Below are 22189 nucleotides of genomic sequence, written 5' to 3'. Positions count from 1 at the left end.
GTACCGATGAATCCAGCTCTCGACCAGCTCCAGCCCTATCCCTTCGAGAAACTCCGTGAACTGCTCGGCAACGTGCAGCCTGCGGCGGACAAGCGCCCCATCGCCCTGTCCATTGGCGAGCCCAAGCACCGCTCGCCGGAGTTCGTCGGCAAGGCGCTGACCGACAACCTCGACAAGCTGGCGGTATACCCCACCACGCTGGGCCTGCCAGAGCTGCGCCAGAGCATCGCCACCTGGTGCGAACGCCGCTTCGGCGTACCGCAAGGCTGGCTGGATGCAGCGCGCCATGTGCTGCCGGTCAACGGCACCCGTGAAGCGCTGTTCGCCTTCACCCAGGCCGTGGTCGACCGCAATGCCCAGGGCCTGGTGGTCAGCCCCAACCCGTTCTACCAGATCTACGAAGGTGCGGCGTTTCTCGCCGGCGCCGAGCCGCACTACCTGCCCTGCCTGGAAGCTCACGGCTTCAATCCGGATTTCGACGCCGTGCCGAGCGGGGTCTGGCAACGCTGCCAGATCCTGTTCCTGTGCTCACCGGGCAACCCCACTGGCGCACTGATTCCGCTCGACACCCTGAAGAAGCTGATCGCCCTGGCCGATAAGCATGACTTCGTCATCGCCGCCGACGAATGCTACAGCGAGCTGTACTTCGACGAAGACGCGCCACCACCCGGCCTGTTGAGTGCCTGCGCCGAGCTGGGCCGCAGTGATTTCAAACGCTGCGTGGTGTTCCACAGCCTGTCCAAGCGCTCCAACCTGCCAGGCCTGCGCTCCGGCTTCGTGGCTGGCGATGCTGACATTCTCAAGCACTTCCTGCTGTATCGCACCTACCACGGCTGCGCCATGCCGGTACAAACCCAGCTGGCCAGCGTCGCCGCGTGGAACGACGAGGCGCATGTACGCGCCAACCGCGACATGTACCGCGAGAAGTTCGATGCCGTGCTGGACATTCTCGGCCCGGTGATGGACGTGCAGCGCCCTGATGGTGGTTTCTACCTGTGGGCCCGCACTCCGGGTGACGACACCCACTTCACCCGCGATCTGTTCGTCAGCGAGCATGTGACCGTGGTGCCCGGCTCGTACCTGTCGCGCGAAGTGAATGGTGTCAATCCGGGGGCCGGTCGCGTGCGCATGGCGCTGGTTGCGCCGCTGGCCGAATGCATCGAAGCAGCCGAGCGGATCGCGCGTTTCATTCGCAGTACCTGACGATTCGGTACGCGCGACCACAAGCTGAATCGGCCTGAAGAAGCGGTGCGCACGGCGCACCCTACGTGACCCGCATTTACCCGCCCGTAGCCCGGATGCAATCCGGGATCATCGACCGAATAGCGCGCTCAGCCCTTGTGCAAGCGCGCCTCGGCGATATCCAGGTCACGCAGGATCTCGCTCAGCAGGTCATCGTCCAGCTCGTTGTCCTTGCGCATCCGGTACAGCTCCAGACGCTGGGTGCGCAGCGCCTGCAAGCGCATGCGGTATTCCATGCGATCCATCTCGCGCTGATCCTCACGCAACTCTTCGGTATCACGGGTACGTGATAACAGGTCACGGTATTCGCTCATCAACTTGGCCTTGATCTCGACCGACGCGATGGCGCCATCGGCGTCCGCCGCACGTTCGTCCTCGCGCTCCAGATAGCGAATGGCCGACTCCAGCACCTTGGCGCGATGCCGGTTCAGCTCACGCTCATGCAACGCCGCATTGTCTTGCGGCAGTAGCGGCAGGATTCGCGGCAACGCGGCACTGGCCACCAGCAGTGACAGCAGAATCACACCGGCAGCGATCAGGATCAGCAGATCCCGCTCCGGGAAGGCCTCACCACTATTGAGCAGCAACGGCAGCGACATCACGCCCGCCAAGGTGACAGCCCCACGCACACCGCCCAGGGTCAGCACTGCACTGAGCGCCACCCGCGACTGCCCGGCAAACCGTGTCGGCAACCCTCGCCAGCGCCGAAATGCACCGGACGCACGCCAGTAGCTATACACCCAGACAAAGCGCAGCAACATCATCACGGCATAGATCGCCACCACGCACAGCAACGCCCACAGCGCAAAAGACCAGGAGTCGTCATGCGAGCCCAGCGCCGCGCCAAGGATGTCCGGCAGTTGTAGCCCCAGCAGCAGGAAGATCAAGCCATTGAAGGTGAATTCCAGCAGCGTCCACACGCTGCGATTGAGCATTCGCGTGGTGGTTTGCCGCGGCAGCAGATCCAGCCGGCTCTGCATCATGCCAGCCGCCACTGCGGACAGAATGCCGGACAGCCCCAGGTGCTCGGCAGCCACATAGGCGGCGAATGGCAGCAGCAGAAGCAACAGCACATGCGGCGCCGGATCTTCCCAGCCGCGGCCGATCATCCAGGCGCGCAGGCGCCCCAGCAGATAGCTCAGCGCGACGCCGACCAGCAACCCGCCGACAGCCACCAGGACGAACTGCAGGCTGGCGTCACTGATCGAGAAAAACCCGGTCAGCGTCGCCGCCACCGCGAACTTGAAGGCCACCAGGCCAGAGGCATCGTTCATCAGCGCCTCGCCCTGCAGCAGGTTGTTCAGGGTGGCGGGCAGGCGCCCGTGAGTGATCGCCGACACGGCCACCGCGTCGGTGGGCGACAGCACGGCAGCCAAGGCGAAGCAGGCCGCCAGCGGCACCTGCGGCAGCAACCAGTGAATGAAATAACCGGCCCCCAGAATGGTGAAGAACACCAGGGCGAAGGCCAACAGCAGAATCGGCGTGCGCAACTGGCGGAACTGCCCTTTGGGCATGCGCCAGCCATCGACGAACAACAGCGGCGGGATGAACAACAGCAGGAACAGCTCCGGCTCCAGACGCACATGCAGCCCCAGCACGGGAATCGCCAGCAAGGCGCCGATCAGTATCTGCAACAGCGGCAACGGAAGTGGAATGAACTGGGCGGTGATACGGGTACCGCTCACCACCAGCAACATGATCAGGATGGTGTAGAGGAGTTGCATGGGCCAGCCTCAAGGAAGATAGGCTCATTCTAGAGACTCGCGCGTCGACGATGCGAGCCATGTTTCAAAGTATGACCAAAGTAATGCAGCAGCCCGACCCGAGATTTCGACAACCGAAAAAGCGCCGCAGAACTGCTGCGCGTCGCGGCTGTTCATGGCTGACTTTGCCGTCATGAGCTATCTGTAACACGCTGGCCCAACAGAGACGCTATCGGGCACACATGGCATAATGGCCGGCCAAATTTCGAAGACAGACCGCACCCGCCCAGTGGGGTGCCAGATACATAGGAAGTGCAATGAGTTACGTCCTCTACGGCATCAAAGCTTGCGACACCATGAAGAAGGCTCGCACCTGGCTCGACGAGCACAAGGTCGAGTACGCCTTCCACGATTACAAGAGCGCGGGCATCGACCGCGCCAGCCTGGAGAAGTGGTGCAACGAGCACGGCTGGGAAACCATCCTGAACCGCGCCGGCACCACCTTCCGCAAACTGGATGACGCGCAGAAAGCCGATCTCGACCAGGCCAAGGCCATCGACCTGATGCTGGCCCAACCGTCGATGATCAAGCGCCCGGTACTCGAGCTGGGCGACAAGACCCTGGTCGGCTTCAAGCCGGATAGCTACCAAGCCGCATTGGCCTGATCAATCTCACCCCGATTTCGTTGCAAGGAAACCATTTCATGACCACCTCTCTGTTCAGCATTGCTTTCGGTGTCGGCACCCAAAATCGCCAAGGCGCCTGGCTGGAAGTCTTCTACGCCCTGCCGCTGCTCAACCCTGCCAGCGAGCTGGTGGCCAAGGCTGCCGAGAAACTCGGCTACCAGGGCGGCAACCAGGCCATCGCCTTCTCCACCACTCAAGCGGGTGAGCTGGCCGAAGCGCTGAAAGGCATCGACGCCGCCCAAGCGGCCCTGCTGACCCGTCTGGCTGAAAGCCACAATCCGCTGGTGGCCACGTTCCTGGCCGAAGACGCCGCGCTGAGCAGCACGCCCGAGGCCTATCTCAAACTGCACCTGCTGTCGCACCGCCTGGTCAAGCCGCATGGCCTGAGCCTGGCTGGTATCTTCCCCCTGCTGCCCAATGTCGCCTGGACCAGCCAAGGTGCCGTCGACCTGGCCGAACTGGCCGAGCGTCAGTTGGAAGCACGCCTGAAGGGCAACATGCTGGAAGTGTTCTCGGTGGACAAGTTCCCGAAAATGACCGACTACGTGGTACCGGCTGGCGTGCGTATCGCCGACAGCGCGCGCGTGCGTCTGGGCGCCTACATCGGTGAAGGCACCACCGTGATGCACGAGGGTTTCGTCAACTTCAACGGCGGCACCGAAGGCCCGGGCATGATCGAAGGCCGCGTCTCCGCCGGCGTATTCGTCGGCAAGGGTTCGGATCTCGGCGGCGGCTGCTCGACCATGGGCACCCTGTCCGGTGGCGGCAACATCATCATCAGTGTCGGTGAAGGCTGCCTGATCGGTGCCAACGCCGGTATCGGTATCCCGCTGGGTGACCGCAACACCGTCGAGGCCGGCCTGTACATCACCGCTGGTACCAAGGTGAACCTGCTCGACGAGGGCAACGCCCTGGTCAAGGTGGTCAAAGCACGCGAGCTGGCTGGCCAGCCGGATCTGCTGTTCCGTCGCAACTCGCTGACCGGCGCCGTGGAGTGCAAGACCCACAAGTCGGCTATTGAGCTGAACGAAGCCCTGCACGCCCACAACTGATCCCACGTAGGGTGCGCCGTGCGCACCACAAGCCCATGCGCGCCCCGGTGCGCATGGCGCACCCTACGGGATAGGCCCTCATGTCACTGATCTCCCCCTGGCGCGCCGACTTCCCCGGCATTCTCGCCCTCGAGGCCGAAGGCCAGACCTATCTGGACAGCGCCGCCACCGCGCAAAAACCGCAGGCGGTGCTGGACGCCCTGCTCGCCTACCTGGCTGGTGGCGTAGCCAACGTGCACCGCGCTCAGCACCTGCCAGGCGAACGCGCCACACGTGCTTTCGAGACCACGCGGAGCAAAGCCACACAATGGCTGAATGCCGCTAGCGCCAATGAAATCCTCTTCACCCGCGGCAGCACCGAGTCGCTCAACCTGCTTGCCTACGGCCTGCAGCACCTCCTGTCGCCTGGCGAGCAGATCGTCATCAGCGCCCTGGAGCACCACGCCAACCTGCTGCCCTGGCAGCAACTGGCCAAGCGCCTCGACCTTGAACTGGTGGTGTTGCCGCTGAACGATGCAGGCGATATCGACCTGAGCGCAGCCGCCAGGCTGATCAGCCCACGCACTCGCCTGCTGGCGGCCTCGCAACTGTCCAACGTGATTGGCCGCTGGCAGCCGCTGGCAGAGTTGCTGGCCCTGGCCCGCGCGCAAGGCGCCATCACCGTGGTCGACGGTGCCCAAGGCGCCGTGCATGGCCGCCACGACTTGCAGGCGCTGGGCTGCGACTTCTACGTCTGCTCGTCGCACAAACTCTATGGCCCGGACGGGGTCGGCCTGCTCTACGGCCGCAGCGATGCCCTGAGCAGGCTCCAGCACTGGCAGTTCGGCGGTGAAATGGTGCTGGACGCCGATTACCAGGATGCGCGTTTTCGCCCTGCGCCCCTGGGTTTCGAGGCCGGCACACCAGCGGTCTCGGCGGTCATCGCCCTGGGCGCGGCGCTGGACTGGCTGAACAACCTGGATCACGCCGCCGTAGCCGCTCATGAAACAGCACTGCACGGAGAACTGCTGGCAGGTCTCGCCAGCCGCCAGGGTGTGCGCCTGGTGGGTGAGCCTCGACTGGCCCTTGCCTGCTTTCATGTCGATGGCGTGCATAACGCCGACCTGGCTCACCTGCTCAGTGAACAGGGCATCGCCGTGCGCGCCGGGCACCACTGCGCCATGCCGCTGATGAAAGGCCTGGGCCTGAGTGGGGCGATTCGTGTTTCGCTGGGCCTGTACAACGATGGCGACGACCTGCAGCGATTCTTCAGCGCACTGGATAGCGCCCTGGAGCTTCTGCGGTGACGGAAAACATACCACCCGCCGCCCAGGACGCACTGAAGGCCTTCAGCAACTGCCCCGGCTGGGAGCAACGTGCGCGCTTGCTGATGCAATGGGGCGAGCGCCTCGAACCGCTCAGCGATGAAGAACGCCGGGAAGACAATCGCGTGCACGGCTGCGAAAGCCTGGTCTGGCTGCTAGCCGAACAACGCGATGGCAAGTGGCACTTTCGCGCGACCAGTGACGCTCGCCTGCTGCGCGGCCTGCTCGCCGTGCTGCTGGTACGTGTCGAAGGCTTGAACGGGGAAGAACTGAGCGAGCTCGACCTGGTCGACTGGTTCCACCAGTTGGGCCTGCAACGTCAACTCTCGCCTTCGCGCAGCAATGGCCTCAATGCCGTGCTGCAACGCATGCGCGAGCTCGCCAGCTAGGCAACTCACAACGCCGCTCTATGCAGCGCAACCGCGCTCGCGCAGCGTCAGCCCACGCAGGAAATTGCGCAGAATCTGGTCGCCGCACTCCCGGTAGTGCTTGTGCCCCGGCGCGCGGAACAATGCGCCGAGTTCGGCCTTGGTCATCGGCAAGTCAGCCAATTGCAGAATGGCCTGGATATCGTCATCGCGCAGCTCGAAAGCCACCCGCAGCTTCTTCAGCACGATGTTGTTGCTCAGGCGCTTGGCCACCGGCATAGGCGGCCGGCTTTCATCCTTGCCGCGCTTGTAGAACACCAGCCCCTCGAGCACATGCGCCAGCAGCACATCGTTGCAGGATTGATAGCCGGCATCGTCCTCTGGCAACAGACAAGCGGAAATCAGACTCGGTGCTACGGGGTAGTCCGCCAGCTCGCACAGCGATGCCAGCCTGGCGTCGCTGATATTCAGCAGGTAGCGCAGGCTACGCAGCACATCGTTATTGGTCATGTTTGGGACTCTTGGGAGACATGTAGGTCAATCCAGCACCGCCTGAGCCGGCGCACTGGGTCGCCACTCATCGGCGTTGCCAGTGTTGAGTGCCTGCTGCAAACGCTGCAGATCACCGCGCTCGGCGAAGCGGCGCAGGCTGACGTTGAACTGCTGCAACAACTCGGCGCCCTCGGCGTCGTCCTTGCGGAACATCAGGCGCAGCGGCTCGGTATTCAACTGACGGGGATGGTGGACGATGTTGCCGCTATCCTTGGGAAACAGACGACGCAGCATTGCGTAGCCAACCGCACGATCCTGCGGGTGCAGGTCGATACGCCCCAGCTCCAGCAGTCGGAAGCTGGTGTCTTCCTTGCCGCTCTGCTCCACGTTCAAGCGCCCGGCCTGCATGGCCGCGTCGAATGCCGGGCCGTAGGAATAGCCCAGAGTCGTACCGATGCGGTAATTCAGCAGATCATCGACGGTCGTCCAGTCGAAGGCATGGTCACGGCGATAGAACAGCACGATCTCTCCACGCACCATCGGGTCGCTGCAGACACCGTAGTTGAGCCGACTGGGCGTACAGCTGTAGGGCATGATCGCGTTCAAATGCCCCTGCTGCAGCATCAATACGTTGCGATCCCAGGGATGGAAGATGTATTCGACGGCGTAGCCGACATCAGCGAATACGGCACTGACCAGACGCCCCAAAGCGCCGCCATCAGGGCGCTCCTGATCGATATAGGGCGCCCAGTCGCCAGTGCCGATACGCACTTTCTGCAGTTCGGCCTGAGCCGGCACCGAGATCAGGGCGGCCAACAACGCAGACAGCGCCAGAGAGGCGAGCATCCGTGCCCGAGGCCCTCTCAGCGAGACGCAAATAAAACGCCGGGAGCGTTTTTTGACGTCGCACTGCGACGGCCCGCAGGGTTGCCGCCAAGAATGGCGGGCAACAGAGAACAGGTACGACACAGAACACCTCAAATTCCAACAACAGGCCATGCATCCTGCCTCGCCAACTGCTGCCACTCCTTTGGCCCAGCATAGTCAAGTACCACGCACACGCCCGCCTTTGTGGACGGGTGCCTCTGGCGGTCACCTTGCCGCAGTAGTACAAGTGAGGCCATCACTCGCCTGCGACGGTTTATCACGCAACCGGTTTGCGCTCTGCCGGACGCCGAGCCCCAGCCACCAGCTTGTCCACCAGCTTGGCCGCAGCAGCCATGCCAAAGCTGGCGGTGACCATCATCACGGCGCCGAAACCACCCGCACAGTCCAGTTTCACGCCCTCACCGACGAAACCCTTGGCCTGGCAGACCGTACCGTCCGGCTTGGGATAACGTAATTGCTCGGTGGAAAACACACAGGGCACGCTGTAGGTGCGCCCCGGCGTACGGGAAAAGCCATAGTCGCGGCGCAGCATGCTGCGCACCTTGGCTGCCAGTGGGTCGTTGAAGGTCTTGTTCAGATCGGTGACCTGAATCTGCGTCGGGTCGACCTGCCCACCAGCACCGCCAGTGGTGACGATCTGAATCTTGCGTCGCTTGCACCAGGCAATCAGCGCCGCCTTGGCCGGTACGCTGTCGATGCAGTCGATCACCCCGTCGAGCTGTTCGGTGATGTACTCGGCCATGGTTTCGCGGGTGACGAAGTCCGCCACGGCGTGCACCACGCAGGCCGGATTGATGGCGCGGATGCGCGCAGCCATCTCATCGACCTTGGCCTTGCCCACCGCGCCTTCGACGGCATGCACCTGACGGTTGGTGTTGGTGATGCAGACGTCATCCAGGTCGAACAGGGAAATCTCACCCACCCCCGAACGCGCCAGGGCCTCGGCCGCCCAGGAGCCGACACCACCGATGCCGACCACCGCCACGTGCGCCGCTGCCAGGCGCTGATAGCCCTCCTGGCCATAAAGCCGGGCTATGCCGCCGAATCGCTGATCGTCTGTGCTCATCTCACCCCCCTGAACGAAGCCGCGCATTATAGGGATAGCGCTCTGCCCACCCAAGTCCACCAGACAGCCGGAGGCACCCGCGCAGGCAGTAGTTTTTCAGGCAGCCTGCTAAGATGGCGGGCTTTCACGCCAGCTGCTGTACCGGAGCCATCATGACCGCCCCCCTCTCCCCGACGCTCGAACTCGCCTTCGACCTGATCCGCCGCCCATCCGTGACCCCGGTCGATGAGGGCTGTCAGGAACTGATGATGCGCCGCCTGGCCGCCTGCGGTTTCGCGGTGGAGCGCATGCGCATCGAGGAAGTGGAGAATTTCTGGGCCAAACACGGTGGTGACGGCCCGGTGCTGTGCTTCGCCGGCCATACCGATGTGGTGCCCACCGGGCCGCTGGACGCCTGGCAGTACCAGCCATTCGACGTCTGCGTCGATGCCGACGGCATGCTCTGCGGCCGCGGCGCGGCGGACATGAAAGGCAGCCTGGCGAGCATGATCATCGCTGTCGAGCGCTTCGTCGCCGACTACCCCAACCACAAGGGCGCCATCACCTTCCTGATCACCAGCGACGAAGAAGGCCCGGCTCAGCACGGCACCAAAGCCGTGGTCGAGCGCCTGCGCGAGCGCAACGAGCGCCTGGACTGGTGCATCGTCGGCGAACCGTCGAGCACCACTCTGCTCGGTGACGTGGTCAAGAACGGCCGTCGCGGCTCGCTCGGCTGCACCCTCACCGTGTACGGCAAGCAGGGCCACGTGGCCTACCCGCACCTGGCGAAGAACCCGATTCACCTGGCCGCTCCGGCGCTGGCCGAGCTGGCTGCCGAGCACTGGGATCACGGCAACGACTACTTCCCGCCGACCAGCTTCCAGATCTCCAACCTCAATTCCGGCACCGGTGCCACCAACGTCATTCCGGGTGAGCTAAAGGCGGTGTTCAACTTCCGCTTCTCCACCGAATCCACCGTCGAAGGTCTGCAGCAGCGCGTCACTGCCATCCTCGACAAGCACGGCCTGGACTACCACCTGGAGTGGGCGCTGTCCGGCCTGCCCTTCCTCACCCAGCCGGGAGACCTGCTCGACGCCGTGGCCGCCAGCATCAAGACCGTCACCGGCCGTGAAACCACGCCGTCGACATCCGGCGGCACCTCGGACGGGCGTTTCATCGCGACCCTGGGTACCCAGGTAGTCGAACTCGGTCCGGTCAACGCTACCATCCACCAGATCAACGAACGCGTACTGGCCAGCGACCTCGACCTGCTCACCGAGGTTTACTATCAGACCATGGTCAAACTCCTCGCATGAGTCTGATCTGTCCCATCTGCCAGGCGCCGCTCGAGTCCAACGGCAGCGGCCTGGCCTGTGCGAACCGGCACAGCTTCGACCGCGCCCGGCAGGGTTACTACAACCTGCTGCCGGTGCAGCACAAGAACAGCCGCGACCCTGGCGACAACGCCGCCATGGTCGAGGCGCGCCGACGTTTTCTCGACGGCGGCCACTACGCACCGCTGGCCGCGCGCCTGGCCGCACTGGCAGCTGAGCACCAGCCCGCACGCTGGCTGGATATCGGTTGCGGCGAGGGTTACTACACCGAGCAGATCGCTCGCGCCCTGCCTGCCGCTGACGGCTACGCTCTGGACATCTCCCGCGAGGCAGTCAAGCGCGCCTGCAAACGCACCGCGCAATTGAGCTGGCTGGTGGCGAGCATGGCCCGCGTGCCGCTGAGTGACGCCAGTTGCGAGTTGCTGGCCAGCGTCTTCAGCCCCCTCGACTGGGCCGAGGCCAAGCGCCTGCTCGCCTCCGGTGGAGGCCTGCTGCGCATGGGGCCGACCCGTGTGCACCTGATGGAGTTGCGGCAGAAGCTGTACGACGAGGTGCGCGACTACGACGACGAGAAACACCTGGCGCTGATCCCGCCCGGCATGCACCTGGCCCACAGTGAAACCCTCGAGTTCCCGCTGCACCTGAACGACGCTCAAGCCCGCGCCGACCTGCTGGCCATGACGCCACATGGCTGGCGTGCCAGCGCCGAACGCCGTGAAGCGGTGATCGCCGAGCCCTTCGAAGTCACCGTCGCCATCCGCTACGATTGGATCGTTAAAGACTAGGACTGACCGCCATGCGCCAACCCGATATCGAGATCTACCTGAAAGACGCCGAGCGCGACGCCGTGGCCCAGTGGCTGGGCGAAGCCCTTGGCCAATGCAGCGAGTGGCAACAGAAAGGCCAGACCTTCAAATGCAAGGCCGGCGATGTACCGGTGACCTGGCTGCCGAAAGCCGTGGGCAAATGGCACAGCCTGTACCTGGAAAGCGACGCCACGCCCTGGGCCGATGACCTGGCCTGCGCCCGCGCGGCCCATGCCGCACTCGGCGTGCAGGTTCGCTGCGCGCCCGGCACCTGGGTAGAAGACGAAAGCGATGAGGAAGCCGATCGCTGGATCAAGGTCGATGCCGACGGCGAGACAGAAATCATCTGGCGCACCGAATAACTCGGTAAATCGGGGAGATCGTGCCAGGCATTCGGGTAGGGTTTCGCGGGATCGCCCAGGTCGTGCGCGCCAAGGCCGTAATGCGGTTTTCGGTGCGCACGGCGCACCCTACCGAGGAGTCGCCAGACACAAAAGCCTCGTCCGATCAGCCCTACGCACCAGGCGCAAGATCGGTGCAACCGCATCCCCCTGTGCCTCGCCTGGGCGCGCCGCAAGCCCTGAAAAATATCCAAAGACCGTTTATCGGTAAAAATATCCTTTATTTTTCAAAAACTTAATTAGTTATCTAGCTAAGCATTGGCGTACTTCCTGCTTGCCATCACCGGCATAGTTCCCTAGGGTAGTTCGCATGTGGTCCTTGATTGCCCCCATCAGTTCATTGCTGAGCGGGGTCGCGTTACTCCTGCTTGGCAATGGTCTGCTCAACACCCTACTGACCCTGCGTGGCGTCGCCGAAGGCTACTCCACCACGATGCTCGGCCTGATCATGTCCGGGTACTTCGTCGGGTTCCTGCTCGGCACCTGGCTGGCGACACCGCTGGTCAGGCGCATCGGGCACATCCGTGCGTTCGCCTGTTGCGCCGCCCTGGCCGCCATCGCTGCCCTGCTCCACCTGCTGCTGATCGATCCGTGGGTCTGGCTGCTGCTGCGCGTGCTTTACGGCCTGGCGCTGGTAACGCTGTACATGGTCATCGAGAGCTGGCTCAACGCCCAGGCCCCCAACGAGAAGCGCGGCCAGGTATTCGCCGTGTACATGGCGGTCAACCTCGGCGCCCTGGCCCTGGCCCAGCAACTGCTGCACCTGGCCGACCCGGTGCAATTCACCCTGTTCGCCATCGCCGCCATCCTTATCAGCGCCGCGCTGATGCCCATCACCCTCACCCGCCAGGCGCAGCCAGCCCTGCCCGAGTCGCCGCCGACCAACCTGCGTCATCTGTGGCAGATCGCGCCGTTGGCCATCATCGCCGCCGGCCTGTCCGGGCTGGCCATGGGCGGTTTCTGGGGCATGGCACCGGTGTATGCCAGCCTCGCCGGTTTCGACACGTCCGGCGTCGGCCTTCTGATGACAGCGACCATTCTCGGCGGCGCCCTGCTGCAATGGCCCATCGGCATCTACTCGGATCGCCACGACCGGCGCCAGGTGCTGCTCTGGGTGGTGCTGCTGGCGGTCGTTCTGGCGCTGGTGATGAGCCTGCTGCCAGCAGGCACGCTGCTGCTAGGCGCGATCTTCATCTGGGGCGGCCTGGCTTTTGCCATCTACCCCATTGCCGTGGCGCAGTTGATCGACCAGTTGCGCAGCGACGAGATTCTCTCCGGCTCCGCCAGCCTGCTGATGGTCAACGGCATCGGCTCGGTATGCGGGCCGCTGCTGGCCGGGGTACTGATGGAGCAGCTCGGCGCCAGTGCACTGCCGCTGTACTTCGCCAGCACCCTCGGCCTGCTGGCGGCCTACGCCTTCTACCGACTGCGCCATGTCAGCGATCTGGTCAGCGGCGACGCCGCCCACTTCGTGCCCATGCTACGCACCAGCCCGACGGTGCTGGAGCTGATGCCCGATGCACCACCGCAAGACCACGAAGCCGCGGAGGAACCCTCCCCCAACGCCTCCTGAACACCTAAGGAAGGCTGTTTCGGCAAGGCCCCGAGCCTACCCCAAGCAGCCAGAACCCGGCCCGGCTCTGCTTGCATTCGAGCAGAGCCGCAGCGGCCACTTCTGGAGAAACAACGATGCTATTAGCTACCGACCTGGATGGAACCTTTCTCGCTGGCGACCCCGAAGATCGTCTGAGCCTCTACCAGACCATCGCAGCCCACCCCGAAATCAAGCTCGCCTACGTCACCGGGCGCAGCCTGGAGGCAGTACTGCCACTGCTGGCTGACCCGACGCTGCCGCAGCCGGACTACATCATCGCCGACGTTGGCGCGACCCTGGTGCATGGCGACAGCCTGCAACCGATCCAGCCGCTGCAAAGCGTGGTCGATGCGCGCTGGCCTGGCGAAAGCCAGGTGGCCAGTGCCATCGAACCGTTCGGCCTGGAACGCCAGGACGTGCCACAAGCACGGCGCTGCTCCTACTTTTGCACACCCGAGCAGGCGGCCAACCCGGCGCTGCGCGAAATCGCCGACGAACTGGGCTGCGACCTGTTGTATTCCGCCGAGCTGTACCTGGACTTCTTGCCCAAGGGCGTGAACAAGGGCAGCAGCCTGCAGGCGCTGGCCGACTGGCTCGACCTGGATCACGATCAGGTGCTGGCCGCCGGCGACACGCTCAACGACCTGTCGATGCTCAGCGCCAGCTTCCACGGCGTCTGCGTCGGCCAGTCGGAAACCGCGCTGCTGGAAGCCACGCGCAGCCACTCGCGCACCCTGCACGCCAACCGCCCGGGCTGCGGCGGCATCCTCGAAGCCTTCGCCCATTTCGGCTTCCTCGGCGAGCACGGCATCGCCGCCGAACGCCGCCAGGCCGCTCAGCCAGGCAAGGCCGAACTGGTGATGGTCTATCACCGCCTGCCCTATGAGGAATACCGCAATGCCGCCGGCAAGCTACAGCGCCGCCGCCCCACTTCACCCAACGGCATCATCCCCACGCTGCTCAGCTTCTTCGGCGATGGCCGCCCCGGCTCCTGGGTCGCCTGGGCCGTGCACGAGGACGGCGACGAGCCGTTCGACAGCCACACCACGGTGGACGCCGAGCGCTATCCCAAGCTCACAGCCGCGCGGGTCAAGCTGAGCAAGGAGGAAGTCGACGTCTTCTACAAGCGCTTCTCCAAGGAAGCCTTCTGGCCAACGCTGCACACCTTCTGGGAACGCGCCACCTTCAACGAAGACGACTGGCAGGTATTCCTCAAGGTCAACCGCGCCTTCGCCGAGCGCACCGCGCTGGAAGCGGCCGAAGGCGCCATTGTCTGGCTGCACGATTACAACCTGTGGATGGTGCCGGCCTACCTGCGCGAGCTGCGCCCGGATCTGCGCATCGCCTTCTTCCACCACACCTACTTCCCCTCGGCGGACGTGTTCAACGTACTGCCCTGGCGTCGGCAGATCGTCGGCAGCCTGCTGCAGTGCGACTACATCGGCTTTCATATCCCACGCCAGGTGGAGAACTTCGTCGACGTCGCCCGCGGCGTGTTCCCGCTGAAAACCCTGGAACGGCAAAACTGCGCGCCGCGCTTCATCACCTACGGCTGCGCCGTGGGCCTGGAACGCATGACCACTGCGCTGGACACCGGCACCCGCCAGGTCAAACTCGGCGCGCACCCGGTCGGGCTGGATATCGACCGGGTACGTAACGCGCTGGAAGCACCGAAGATCAAGGAACTGATGGGCCAACTGCGCGAGGAAATGAAAGGCGTGAAGCTGATCCTCTCGGTGGAGCGCCTCGACTACACCAAGGGCATCCTGGAAAAACTCAACGCCTACGAGCGCCTGCTGGCCGACAACCCGGAACTGCTGGGCAAGGTCACCCTGGTCACCGTATGTGTCCCCGCGGCCAAGGAGATGACCGTCTACAACGAACTGCAAAGCCAGATCGAACAGGCGGTCGGCCGCATCAACGGCCGCTTCGCCCGCATCGGCTGGACACCACTGCAGTTCTTCTTCCGCAGCCTGCCGTTCGAGGAAGTCAGCGCCTGGTACGCCATGGCCGATGTCATGTGGATCACCCCGCTGCGCGACGGCCTCAACCTGGTGGCCAAGGAATTCGTCGCCGCCCAGGGCCTGCTCGGCGGACGCGGCGTGCTGGTGCTGTCGGAATTCGCCGGCGCGGCGGCCGAACTCAAGGGCGCCCTGCTGACCAACCCGCACGACCCCGCCGACCTGGCGCAGACCTGCTACCTGGCGCTGAACCTGCCCAAGAGCGAAGCCCAAGCGCGCCTGCGCGAGCTGTTCGATATCGTCTGCTACAACGACATCCGCCGCTGGGGCGAGGATTTCCTCGCCGGCGTGCAAATACAGGAAGTGCCCGAGCCACTGACGCTGGCAAGCTGAAACGCATGCCGCCCAGCCGCTCCTACGGTGCTCACCTGCTCGGTAGGAGCGGCTTCAGCCGCGACACATCCAAACCACTTGCAGGGTGCGCCGCGCGCACCAAAGCGGGCGAAGGGATGATGACGAGGGATAGAAAGGGCTTACCCCTCCTGGCTATCGATCACGCAATTGATCATCCACGGCACACCGAAGCGATCGGTGAGCATGGCAAAACGGGTCGCCCAGAAGGTGGACTGCAATTCCATCTGCACCTCGCCACCGGCCGACAACGCCTCGTACAGGCGCTCGGCCTCGGGCACATTGTCCACCTGCAGAGAAATGGAGCAGCCCTTGATGCCTTGGTGCGGATACTGCGGAATGGTGTCGGAAGCCATCAGAATCTGGTCGCCGGTGGTCAGGCAGACATGCATCACCCGGTCATGAAATTCCGGCGGCACCTCACTGGCATCCGGGCTTTCGCCGAAGCGCATCAGCTCCAGCTTGCCGCCCAGCAGCTCGGCGTAGAAGTTGAAGGCATCCTCGCACTGGCCGTCGAACATCAGATAGGCATGTATCTTCATCGCTACTCTCCTTGACTGTCACTGCTGATGCGCGCGCGGATACGTTCTTCCTGCTCACGCAACTCGGGGGTGAACTCGGCGCCGAAATCCTCGGCTTCGAAAATCTGCCGAATCTCGATATCGGACTCGCCAGGCATCGGGTTGGGGCAACGCTTGACCCAGTCGATGCAGGCCTGCAACGACTCGACCTGAAAGATCCAGAAACCGGCCACCAGCTCCTTGGTTTCCATGAACGGGCCATCGATCACCGTGCGCTGCGCCCCGGAGAAACGCACCCGCGCACCCTTCGCGCTCGGGTGCAGGCCTTCGCCGGCCAACATCACGCCAGCGGCCGCCAGCTCCTCGTTATAACGGCCCATGGCCGTGAGCAGCTCCTCGGAGGGCATCAGGCCAGCCTCGGAATCCGCAGTCGCTTTGACAATCACCATAAAACGCATCGCCTTTCTCCTTGTTCGAGTCGAGGTCGCACGCAGGATGGCTCCCTACGGCTGACAATGAACCCAGGTCGGGGTTCTATGCAGTAGTCGAACAGGCGACGGACGAATCGACAGGCATGCTGAAATATTCTTGGTGCGCACGGCGCACCCTACGGGATCGTGCGGTTCGTAGGGTGCGCCGTGCGCACCGCGTCATTCGCCATATGCACCCTCATCCACCCGGGCATCACTGCCCCAATCCGCGGGATACACGCCTTCCTTCACCAACCGATGAAAGCTCGACCACGGCCAATCCGCCACCCGACCGACCAAACCATGCTTCACCGGATTGAAATGCAGGTAATCCATGTGCTGGCGGTAGTCCTCTTCGCCGCAGATGCGGTGCTCCCAGAAACGCCGCTGCCACAGGCCCGACTCGCGGCGCAGGCTACGGCTGAGGCTGACCGCCCCAGGCATCACGACCGCCTGAGAGGTCAGACGCTTGATCATCGACCAACGCAAGCCGAAGTCGGCATCGCCTTGCGGCAGGCGCCAGAGGCAATGCAGGTGATCAGGCAGCAGCACCCATCCTTCGATGGCGAAGGGATAGCGAATACGAACCTGTTCGATGGACTTACGTAAAGCAACGCGCAACGGCGCATCGGTCAGCAGGGTGTGACGCTGGTGGCTGACCAGCGTGAAGAAATAGCAGGCGCCAGCATCACGGGCGCGGCGGTAATTGGACATTCCTTGTCTCCTGAATCCTTGCCGGCAGATTCAGGATAGTCGGCGGTGCGCACGGCGCACCCTACGCAACCGTAATCCTCGTAGGGTGCGCCGTGCGCACCGAATCCAACTCGGATCAGACGCGGAAGCGGCTGACCATCGATTGCAGCTGGTTGCCCAGACGCGCCAATTCGGCCGAGGACTTGGCCGTCTCGTCACTGGCGGTAGCGGTCTGTTCGGCAACGTCGCGCACGTTCAGCACACTGCGGCCGATTTCCTCGGCCACCGCGCCCTGCTGCTCGGCGGCGGCGGCGATTTGCTGGTTCATCGACTGGATGTTGGACACCTTGTGGTTGATCACACCCAGCGCATCACCGGCCTTGCGCGCCAGAGCCACGCTGCCCTCGGTGAGGCTGCGGCTTTCCTGCATGACGCTGGCCACCTGCTGGGTGCCGCGCTGCAGGGCGGCGATCAGGGTTTCGATTTCTTCGGTGGACTGCTGAGTGCGCCGCGCCAGCCCGCGCACCTCGTCCGCGACCACGGCGAAACCACGCCCCGCATCACCGGCACGCGCCGCCTCGATGGCGGCATTGAGCGCCAGCAGGTTGGTCTGATCGGCGACGGACTTGATCACGTCCATGACGCTGCCGATCTTGTCGCTCTCCTGCTGCAGCAGGTTCATGGCGTCGGTGGAGCGCGCCATTTCCTGCGCCAGCTCCTCGATCTGCTCGATGGCCTCGGCCACCACCTGATCGCCCTGATGCGCTTCCCGATCCGCATCCGAAGCGGCCAGCGAGGCCTGCTCGGCATTGCGCGCCACTTCCTGCACAGTCGCGGACATTTCCTGCATGGCGGTCGCCACCTGATCGGTCTCCAGCTTCTGACTGTTGACCCCGGCACTGGTCTGCTCGGTCACGGCCGAAAGCTCCTCAGCGGCGCTGGCAATCTGGCCGACGCTGTCGCGGATGCCACTGATCAACTGACGCAGGGTATCGCCCATGCGCTGCACGCCCTGTTGCAACATGCCCAGCTCGTCGCGCCGTGTGGTCGGTGGCAGTGCCGTGAGATCGCCCGAAGCGATGCGTTCGACCACCGCCAGGGTGTCGCTCAGCGGGCGGGTGATCTGACGGGTGATGACCCAGGCCGAGAACACGCCCAGTGCCAGGGCCAGCAGCGTGGTGATGATCTGCAGGCTACGCGCGGCCGCGGTTTCGCTGTCGCGACGGTCGATCTGAACCTGTGCCAGCGCCTCGCTCAACCTGACGATCTCGTAACCCTGCTGGGTCAGCTCGACGCGCGCGGCAACGATGGTGTCGTTGGCCTGACGAAAACGCTGCACCGCCAGCCGATAATCATCCAAACCACCGCGCACGGTATCGATGGCCGCGCTCTGCTCGCCGGCGAAAGCCGCGGCCAGTTCATCGATGCTCTTCACCGCGCGCTCGACCTGGGCGGTCACCAACTGCTCGGTCTGCGCATTGGGATTGGCCGTGTAGCCGCGCACTTCGTAACGCGTCAGTTGCAGGTTTTCACGCACGTCACGCACGGCCTGATAACGGCCAGGACGGCGCTCGTCGTACTCGCTCATCTGCTGCACGACGCTGTAGAGGCTCTCCAGGTCGGCGAACGCCTTGCGTGCCTGCACGCCCATTGCTTCACGGGCGGCGCGCGCCTGGCGATAAGCCTCGACCATACGACTGAAGGACTGCTGATAAAGCTCGATCTGCTCGGCCTGCTGCGCCAGCAGACGCACGTTTTCCTCACTGCGGAAACGGCTGCGCACATCGGCATGGGCGGTGCTGTAGTCGGACAGCGACTTCTGCACCTGCTCGGCAATTTTCTCGTCGCCATCGTCCAGCATGTAACGCAGGCGATTGACCCGCAGCTCACTGAGCAGGTTGTTGAGGTGGCTGATGTCCGCCGTCCAGTCGCTGCGCTGGATCAGACTGCCCATGCTGTTCCAGGAAACGCTGGCGAGGACCAGGGTCAGTGCCAGCACCAGGCCGAAGCCAAGCGCCAGCTTGCGGGTGACGCCAAGATTGGCGAACCAGGTGTTCATAAACATTCTCCAACTGCGGATATTTCAGGTTTCGCTGGAGAATTGTTTTTGTTGAAGCCAGCACGGGGTCAGCAGACGCCCAAGGCGACCAACACGGCACAGTGGTTAAATCCTTTTGTCGCGCCAGTGGCCAGCGGCCACCACGCAGTGCTATTCAGGCCAGTAGCTGCAACGCCTCGCTGCTGCACTGCCGGATACGCGACCAATCACCGCGCTCGACCCAGTCACGCTGGAACATCCAGGTGCCGCCGACGCACATGACGTTGGGCTGCTCCATGTAACGCTGCAGGTTGTCCACGGTGATGCCGCCAGTGGGGCAGAAACGTACGCCACCGAAAGGACCGGCCAGCGCCTTGAGCGCTGCCACGCCGCCGCATATTTCCGCCGGAAACAGCTTGAAGCGGCGATAGCCCAGGGCATAACCGATCATCAGCTCCGACGCGCTGCTGACGCCGGGCAGCAGCGGCAACGGATTGTCCAGCGCGGCCAACAGCAGCTCACGGGTGCTGCCCGGCGTGACGATGAACTGCGCACCGGCATCGGTCGCAGCGGCCAGCATCTGCTCATCGAGCACGGTGCCCGCACCGACGCAGAGCTCGGGGCGTTCACGGCGCAGGCGGCGGATCGCCTCCAGGCCATGCTCGGAGCGCAGCGTTATCTCCAGCACGCGCAGGCCGCCAGCAGCCAGCGCATCGGCCAGCGGCAGGACATCCGCCTCACGGGCAATGGTGATCACCGGCATGATCCGCGCCTGAGCGCAGATGCGGTCGATCTCGGCGGTTTTTTCGGCCATGCGCGCACGCAGGCTCTGATCGAGGCTGGTCATCAGGGGCACCAATGGATTTCGAGAGGGGAATTCAGGAAGGCCCGAATCGGCAGACGGGCGATTTCGCCGGGCGCCAGCGCCTCGGCCAATGTCGCCAGCTTGGCCTGGCCCTGTATCGCCAGCAGCGGCAAACGGGCACTGGCCAGCACCGGCAGGGTCAGGGTCAGACGCTGGCTCGGCTCGCTCGGCGCCTGCATCGGCAAGACACGTCGCTCGCAGCCTGGCTGCAGCGCCTCGGCCAGGTTGGGGCTGGCGGGAAACAGTGAAGCCGTGTGGCCATCGTCGCCCATGCCCAGCACCAACACGTCGATGGGCGCCAGCTCGGCGCAGGCCGCATCGGCCAGTTCGGCGGCCTGCTGCAGATTACCGGCGACCTGATAGAGGCTGAGAAAACGCGCCTCGGCAGCCGGCCCGCAGAGCAGATAGCGGCGCACCAGCGCCTCGTTGCTGCTGGCATGATTGACCGGTACCCAGCGTTCGTCGGCCAGGCTCACCACGACCTGTGCCCAGGGCAGCTCCTGCTGGGCCAGGGCTTCGAAAAAGGCGATTGGGCTGCGCCCGCCAGAGACCACCAGGGTCGCCCGACCACGCGTGGCGATGGCCTGGCGCAAGGCCTCAGCCACCTGCTGGGCCAGCGCATCCGCCAGCGCCTGCGCACTGGCGTGATCATGGGCAAGCACGCCTTCGGGCAGCTTCAGTTCAGAGATCGCCATACCAGCTCCTCCCGTCGCGAGTGATCAAGGCCACCGAGGCCATGGGGCCCCAACTGCCGGCCGTATAGGGTTTTGGCGCTTCGCCGAGGCGCTTCCAGCCGGCGATCAACTGGTCGCACCACTGCCAGGCGTACTCGATTTCATCCTTGCGCACGAACAGGTTCTGATTGCCGCGCATCACCTCCAGCAGCAGACGCTCGTAAGCATCGGGAATGCGTGCACTGCGGTAGGTGTCGGAAAAGCTCAGTTGCAGCGGACCGTTACGCAGCTGCATGCCCTTGTCCAGGCCCTGATCCTTGGTCAGCACCTGCAAGGTGATGCCCTCGTCAGGCTGCAGACGGATGACCAGCTTGTTGCCGATCAACTGGCGCTGCTCCGGAGCGAAGATGTAGTGCGGCGGCGCCTTGAAATGGATGACGATCTGCGACAGTTTTTGCGGCATGCGCTTGCCGGTGCGCAGGTAGAACGGCACGCCCGCCCAGCGCCAGTTGCGGATATCGGCCCGCAGCGCGACGAAGGTTTCGGTGTCGCTGCGGGCGTTGGCGTTCTCTTCCTCCAGATAACCTGGTACCGGCTTGCCGCCGCTGCTACCAGCCACGTACTGACCGCGCACCACGCGCTGGCCAAGTTGCTCAGCGGCAATCGGCTCCAGTGCCTTGAGCACCTTCACCTTCTCGTCACGGATGCTGTCGGCGGACAGGTCGCTGGGCGGATCCATGGCGATCAGGCAGAGCAACTGCAGCAGGTGGTTCTGGATCATGTCGCGCAACTGGCCGGCCTGATCGAAGTAACCCCAGCGGCCTTCGATGCCGACCTGCTCGGCCACGGTGATCTCCACGTGGGAGATGTGATTCTGGTTCCACTGGGTTTCGAACAGGCTGTTGGCGAAGCGCAGGGCAATCAGGTTCTGCACCGTCTCCTTGCCCAGGTAGTGGTCGATGCGATAGACGCGGTTCTCCGCGAACACCCTGGCCACCGCATCGTTGACCGCGCGTGAGGAGGCCAGGTCATGGCCGATGGGCTTCTCCAGCACCACCCGCGTGCGCTCGGCCAGTCCAGCCGCTGCGAGGTTGGCGCAGATGCCGCCATACACCGAAGCGGGCGTGGCGAAATAGGCGATCAGTTGATCCTGTGCACCGACCTGCTCGGCCAGCGCCGGGTAGGTCTCGGCCTCGAGAAAGTCCATGCGCAGGTAGCTCAGGCGCGCCATGAAGCGCTCGACTTCGCTGGCTGTCAGCTCCTGGGCTGGTACATACAGATGCAATGCCTGCTCGATGGCTGCCAGATGCCGCTGCGGCTCGCCCTCGTCCCGGGCGAGCGCGAGGATGCGCGTACCCTCGTGGAGCAAACCGGCGCGATCGAGCTGGTAAAGCGCGGGACACAGCTTGCGCAGAGCCAGATCACCCAGCGCGCCGAACAGGGCCAAGGTGCAGGATTCAAGCTTCAAAGCGGCCATGATTTTATTCTTTTATCAAGATGCACTAGAGATACCGGGTGATAGTGGTTTTATCAAGAGCAAATATTGTTATAGCAACAACATTCCTCCGGATTGAGCGATAATCAGTGGTGAGCACAGGGCGTGATCAGTAGGATAAGCCGGCCTTCTTACCGATCACCGTC

Annotated in this window: 21 protein-coding genes; 10 read left to right on the top strand and 11 right to left on the bottom strand. The window is 64.0% G+C overall.

Annotated features, from left to right (window positions below; translation table 11 throughout):
• Positions 1–6: 6 nt before the first annotated feature.
• Positions 7–1203 carry a succinyldiaminopimelate transaminase gene (dapC, locus tag HS968_RS08665; protein WP_182370985.1) on the top strand — a complete coding sequence of 399 codons (1197 nt, stop codon included), beginning with the start codon at positions 7–9 and terminating at the stop codon, positions 1201–1203.
• 128 nt (positions 1204–1331) lie between these two features.
• On the opposite strand, the gene HS968_RS08660 is transcribed toward dapC, so the two are convergent.
• Positions 1332–2966: a Na+/H+ antiporter gene (locus HS968_RS08660; RefSeq protein ID WP_182370984.1), complete on the bottom strand. Its 1635-nt coding sequence runs from the start codon at positions 2964–2966 to the stop codon at positions 1332–1334.
• A gap of 296 nt (positions 2967–3262) precedes the next feature.
• Here HS968_RS08660 and HS968_RS08655 point away from each other — a divergent pair, with 296 nt between their 5' ends.
• The 4 genes from HS968_RS08655 to HS968_RS08640 all read left to right on the top strand — a co-directional run bounded on the left by HS968_RS08655 (position 3263) and on the right by HS968_RS08640 (position 6376).
• Positions 3263–3610 carry an ArsC family reductase gene (locus HS968_RS08655; RefSeq protein ID WP_179624464.1) on the top strand — a complete coding sequence of 116 codons (348 nt, stop codon included), beginning with the start codon at positions 3263–3265 and terminating at the stop codon, positions 3608–3610.
• 38 nt (positions 3611–3648) lie between these two features.
• On the top strand, positions 3649–4683 hold the full coding sequence (dapD, locus tag HS968_RS08650) for a 2,3,4,5-tetrahydropyridine-2,6-dicarboxylate N-succinyltransferase (RefSeq protein WP_182370983.1): 1035 nt from the start codon (positions 3649–3651) through the stop codon (positions 4681–4683).
• Positions 4684–4763: 80 nt separating this feature from the next.
• On the top strand, positions 4764–5969 hold the full coding sequence (locus HS968_RS08645) for an aminotransferase class V-fold PLP-dependent enzyme (RefSeq protein WP_182370982.1): 1206 nt from the start codon (positions 4764–4766) through the stop codon (positions 5967–5969).
• The gene (locus HS968_RS08640; RefSeq protein WP_182370981.1) at positions 5966–6376 is read left to right on the top strand and encodes a SufE family protein; all 411 of its coding nucleotides are present in this window, start codon (positions 5966–5968) and stop codon (positions 6374–6376) included. Before HS968_RS08645 ends, HS968_RS08640 begins: the two co-directional genes overlap by 4 nt.
• Positions 6377–6394: 18 nt before the next feature.
• Here the strand turns inward: HS968_RS08640 and HS968_RS08635 are convergent, their stop codons facing one another.
• The 3 genes from HS968_RS08635 to tcdA form a co-directional block, all read right to left on the bottom strand.
• On the bottom strand, positions 6395–6865 hold the full coding sequence (locus HS968_RS08635) for a YehS family protein (protein ID WP_182370980.1): 471 nt from the start codon (positions 6863–6865) through the stop codon (positions 6395–6397).
• A 27-nt stretch (positions 6866–6892) separates the two neighbouring features.
• A complete protein-coding gene (locus tag HS968_RS08630; protein ID WP_182370979.1) occupies positions 6893–7693 on the bottom strand; it encodes a substrate-binding periplasmic protein in 801 nt (266 codons plus the stop codon).
• Between the two features lie 298 nt (positions 7694–7991).
• Positions 7992–8801, bottom strand: coding sequence for a tRNA cyclic N6-threonylcarbamoyladenosine(37) synthase TcdA (tcdA, locus tag HS968_RS08625; RefSeq protein ID WP_182370978.1), 810 nt, complete (start codon positions 8799–8801; stop codon positions 7992–7994).
• 152 nt (positions 8802–8953) lie between these two features.
• On the opposite strand from tcdA, the gene dapE reads away from it, so the two are divergent.
• From dapE to ggpS, 5 genes are all read left to right on the top strand, one after another.
• The gene (gene dapE / locus HS968_RS08620) at positions 8954–10096 is read left to right on the top strand and encodes a succinyl-diaminopimelate desuccinylase (protein WP_179624457.1); all 1143 of its coding nucleotides are present in this window, start codon (positions 8954–8956) and stop codon (positions 10094–10096) included.
• Complete coding sequence (locus HS968_RS08615) at positions 10093–10899, top strand: putative RNA methyltransferase (RefSeq protein WP_182370977.1); 807 nt, start codon at positions 10093–10095, stop codon at positions 10897–10899. Before dapE ends, HS968_RS08615 begins: the two co-directional genes overlap by 4 nt.
• 11 nt (positions 10900–10910) lie before the next feature.
• Complete coding sequence (locus tag HS968_RS08610) at positions 10911–11282, top strand: hypothetical protein (protein ID WP_182370976.1); 372 nt, start codon at positions 10911–10913, stop codon at positions 11280–11282.
• A gap of 349 nt (positions 11283–11631) precedes the next feature.
• Positions 11632–12894, top strand: a complete 1263-nt coding sequence (locus HS968_RS08605) for an MFS transporter (RefSeq protein ID WP_182370975.1) — start codon at positions 11632–11634, stop codon at positions 12892–12894.
• Positions 12895–13010: 116 nt separating this feature from the next.
• The gene (ggpS, locus tag HS968_RS08600; protein ID WP_182370974.1) at positions 13011–15269 is read left to right on the top strand and encodes a glucosylglycerol-phosphate synthase; all 2259 of its coding nucleotides are present in this window, start codon (positions 13011–13013) and stop codon (positions 15267–15269) included.
• A 140-nt stretch (positions 15270–15409) separates the two neighbouring features.
• Here the strand turns inward: ggpS and HS968_RS08595 are convergent, their stop codons facing one another.
• The 7 genes from HS968_RS08595 to zwf form a co-directional block, all read right to left on the bottom strand.
• Positions 15410–15829, bottom strand: coding sequence for a VOC family protein (locus HS968_RS08595; RefSeq protein WP_106739544.1), 420 nt, complete (start codon positions 15827–15829; stop codon positions 15410–15412).
• Positions 15830–15831: 2 nt separating this feature from the next.
• A complete protein-coding gene (locus HS968_RS08590; protein WP_182370973.1) occupies positions 15832–16266 on the bottom strand; it encodes a YciI family protein in 435 nt (144 codons plus the stop codon).
• A gap of 192 nt (positions 16267–16458) precedes the next feature.
• Positions 16459–16992 carry an REP-associated tyrosine transposase gene (locus tag HS968_RS08585; RefSeq protein WP_182370972.1) on the bottom strand — a complete coding sequence of 178 codons (534 nt, stop codon included), beginning with the start codon at positions 16990–16992 and terminating at the stop codon, positions 16459–16461.
• Positions 16993–17107: 115 nt separating this feature from the next.
• Entirely contained in the window at positions 17108–19030 is a 1923-nt protein-coding gene (locus HS968_RS08580) for a methyl-accepting chemotaxis protein (protein WP_182370971.1), read from the bottom strand.
• A gap of 154 nt (positions 19031–19184) precedes the next feature.
• Positions 19185–19856: a bifunctional 4-hydroxy-2-oxoglutarate aldolase/2-dehydro-3-deoxy-phosphogluconate aldolase gene (locus HS968_RS08575; RefSeq protein WP_272970962.1), complete on the bottom strand. Its 672-nt coding sequence runs from the start codon at positions 19854–19856 to the stop codon at positions 19185–19187.
• Positions 19856–20569, bottom strand: coding sequence for a 6-phosphogluconolactonase (gene pgl / locus HS968_RS08570; RefSeq protein WP_182370970.1), 714 nt, complete (start codon positions 20567–20569; stop codon positions 19856–19858). The genes HS968_RS08575 and pgl overlap by 1 nt, the downstream gene beginning before the upstream one ends.
• Positions 20556–22025 carry a glucose-6-phosphate dehydrogenase gene (zwf, locus tag HS968_RS08565; protein WP_182370969.1) on the bottom strand — a complete coding sequence of 490 codons (1470 nt, stop codon included), beginning with the start codon at positions 22023–22025 and terminating at the stop codon, positions 20556–20558. The genes pgl and zwf overlap by 14 nt, the downstream gene beginning before the upstream one ends.
• Between the last annotated feature and the right edge of the window lie 164 nt (positions 22026–22189).

Origin of the sequence: Pseudomonas berkeleyensis (assembly GCF_014109765.1) — a bacterium.
GTDB lineage: Bacteria > Pseudomonadota > Gammaproteobacteria > Pseudomonadales > Pseudomonadaceae > Aquipseudomonas > Aquipseudomonas berkeleyensis.
This window is presented reverse-complemented; position numbering and strand designations above follow the sequence as displayed.